This window comes from Candidatus Sodalis sp. SoCistrobi, from assembly GCF_900143145.1.
Lineage (GTDB): Bacteria > Pseudomonadota > Gammaproteobacteria > Enterobacterales > Enterobacteriaceae > SoCistrobi.
On record NZ_FRDB01000301.1, the window covers coordinates 1 to 2,688 of the forward strand.

The window sequence follows — 2,688 nt, forward strand, 5'->3', positions numbered from 1 at the left end:
CGGCGACTCCTACGATAATGCGATGGCAGAGAGTATCAACGGGTTGTACAAAACGGAGGTTATCCACCGCGGGAGCTGGAAAAACCGGACGGAAGTGGAGTTGGCCACGCTGGACTGGGTGGACTGGTACAACAACAGAAGGCTGCTCGGGCGGCTGGGTTACATCCCTCCTACTGAAGCCGAAATGAACTATTACGCTTTGCAATTAGCATCAGAGGAAGCGGCGTAGTATTGCCAAAATTACTCTCTAATAAACTCGGGGTTATTCAGCCGCGGACGCCATCGACTCGACCGGGCCAAGGCTCAGGGTTTCCGCGCAGCGAATAGCGCCGCTGGCCGGCGGCGTACGGCCCGTTAATTGCCACAGCGTCTGGCCGCGCTGCGCCGCTTCGAGCCGCCACAGCGCGCAATCCAGCGCGTTGCGCGCCGAGCCGGGCGGCAACATGCGGCCCAGTTGCTCGCGGTTCATGCCTGCTTCAACGGCCGCGCGTAACGCCGCCAACTGACGGCATATCCCGTCAGGATAAGCCTGGTAGCGGGCATTAGGGCTGCACTCGCCGCTGGCGCTGATACCGCCCTCCGTCAGCGTGACCCGCACCACCGGTACTGCCGTACGCGCACCGCGCGCAATCACAAACGGCCGCGCCAGCGGCAGGTCAAGCGTTTCAATCGTTAACGTCCGCATTTTACCCTTGCTCCTGGAGCAGGCAGGCGATCTCTTCGATGCCAAACCGCACCGGATCGGTTGCCGGCACCCCGAATTGTTCACTCAGCCGGCGGCAATAGTCACGCGCTTGCGCCTCGCCGGCGCCAGAGGTGTTAATGGCGAACCCCGCCAGTTTGACGTCACGGCAGGTAACCGCCGCCGCGCGCAAATTGGCGTCGACACAGGCATCCAGCTGCACCATCGGCTGGTGCGGCAGGTGGCGCATGTGGGGACGGTCCATTTCATGGCACATTACCAGCCACTGCGGCTGAGCGCCATGAAGCAGGCCCATGCTAACCCCGGCGTAAGAAGGATGAAACAGGGATCCCTGCCCCTCGATAATATCCCAATGATCGGCATCATTGGCCGGCGACAATGCTTCCGCGGCGCCGGCGATAAAATAGGCCACCACGGCGTCGATGGCGATCCCCTCCCCCGCCACCAGGATACCGGTCTGGCCGGTAGCGCGAAAATCGGCGCTCATGCCGCGCTGCCGCATGGCCGCCTCCAGCGCCAGTGAAGTGTACATCTTGCCCACCGAGCAGTCGGTCCCCACCGTCAAAACACGTTTACCGCTACGCTGTTTCCCGCTGCCGACCCTTAGGTCATAGGTATCTACACATCAGGGAGGAGGCTTAAGAGCAACTCTCGCTAAATGAGTAAGTTCTTCCAGACTATATTCCGATAATAATTTTAGTGTATTCAACAAGATGGATAGGCCAGCGAGCAGAGCAGGAGCGCTCTCTCTGCGGCCTCGCTTTTGCTGTCGTCCTGACAAGCGACATATCAGCTGGCGGGCTGCCGCATTTTCTTCTCCTTCAGCGCGTTGCAGCCGCCATACCAGAACAGCAGCCATACTGGCTATTAACAACCTGCGTAGTACGGCTGGCGCGCTGCGCTGAAGCCATGTTTCTACGTCATGTCCGGCACCTTTCAGCAACTTAAAAAATGATTCAATATTCCAGCGCCAGTAATACCAACGAGCTACTTCCTCGCAGGTGATCTCGCTGCAAACGTTTGTAAGCAGCGTCCAGCGTCCCACCACATTACCGAGATCATCCGTAAGCCGAACAACAACCAATCTGACCGTCAGAGGCTCTCCAGGTTGGATTTTTATGCGGCGGCCGGTTTCTTTATCTTTACGCTTCTGCTGCGCAGCTCGGGTTATGACTATCGAGGTTTCACTGATTTCCATATCAGCTTTTTTCCCTTTCCAGTCTACCTGTCCGCATCCGTTGTATGGCAGAAGAGCAGCAATCTCACCAATTTTCAATGAATTACCTTGCCACTCTGCACCATGTCCTTCTTTTCCTCGGATAAGCCAGCATATTCCTTGAGTACTCAACGTCCGCATATGTCCAATAGAGTCACCCTCTCTATCAATTATATGAATCAGCTTTTTACCTATATTAAGCGATTCCACACGGGCAATATCGGTCGTCAAGGCGTCCATATGTGTCTGCCGTTCGGACAGTCCTTCCGCCAACGTTGAATGACAACCGGTTGCATCGGTAAGTGTCTGAGATAGAGGCGCTATTGGCAAACCCGTGCCAGCATCAACCAGCAAGCTGCTTTGAAGTTCATATCCAACATCGCCACCGTGCGTCATTTTTAAGCGTCCGTATTTGGCATGATGGTAAAGAAATTGTAAACGTGACCAATCATGAACAACGAGAGCGTATGGATGCGGGCTAAGCGAAATTTGCTCAAGTGCTAGCGAAATAATTGGCTCATTGAGTTGACTGAAGCTAATTCGCTTATTATTCAGAAAACGCCAGACAGCTTGGGTAGTTGCGAAAGTTGATTTTTGAGCACTTGCGAGGTCTTTAACCGCAGAAGCAAGAAGAGCCGCGGGCGTCATATGCTGTTTAACCAGCGTCTGATATCGGCGGGTAAGGCGAGAGTCAATCCCGCCAACAGATAGGTTGAAATCATTCTGCAAAGTAATAACAGGTATCACGATAAATGTGTAGATACCTATG

The 2,688-nt window shown here is 54.8% G+C and carries 3 protein-coding genes and 1 pseudogene; 1 reads left to right on the forward strand and 3 read right to left on the reverse strand.

Annotated elements, in window-relative coordinates; genetic code table 11:
* On the forward strand, positions 1–229 hold a 229-nt coding region (locus CINSTRO3249_RS14805; RefSeq protein ID WP_143146879.1), incomplete at its 5' end, for an integrase core domain-containing protein.
* Positions 230–262: 33 nt separating this feature from the next.
* On the opposite strand, the gene CINSTRO3249_RS14810 is transcribed toward CINSTRO3249_RS14805, so the two are convergent.
* The 3 genes and pseudogenes from CINSTRO3249_RS14810 to CINSTRO3249_RS14820 all read right to left on the reverse strand — a co-directional run.
* Positions 263–685, reverse strand: coding sequence for a hypothetical protein (locus tag CINSTRO3249_RS14810; RefSeq protein ID WP_074013805.1), 423 nt, complete (start codon positions 683–685; stop codon positions 263–265).
* 1 nt (position 686) lies between these two features.
* A pseudogene (locus CINSTRO3249_RS14815) lies at positions 687–1,304 on the reverse strand (DUF1611 domain-containing protein); the annotation flags it as partial.
* A 24-nt stretch (positions 1,305–1,328) separates the two neighbouring features.
* Positions 1,329–2,688: flagellar biosynthesis protein FlhF (locus CINSTRO3249_RS14820; protein WP_254304262.1), on the reverse strand; the 1,360-nt coding region annotated here is incomplete at its 5' end.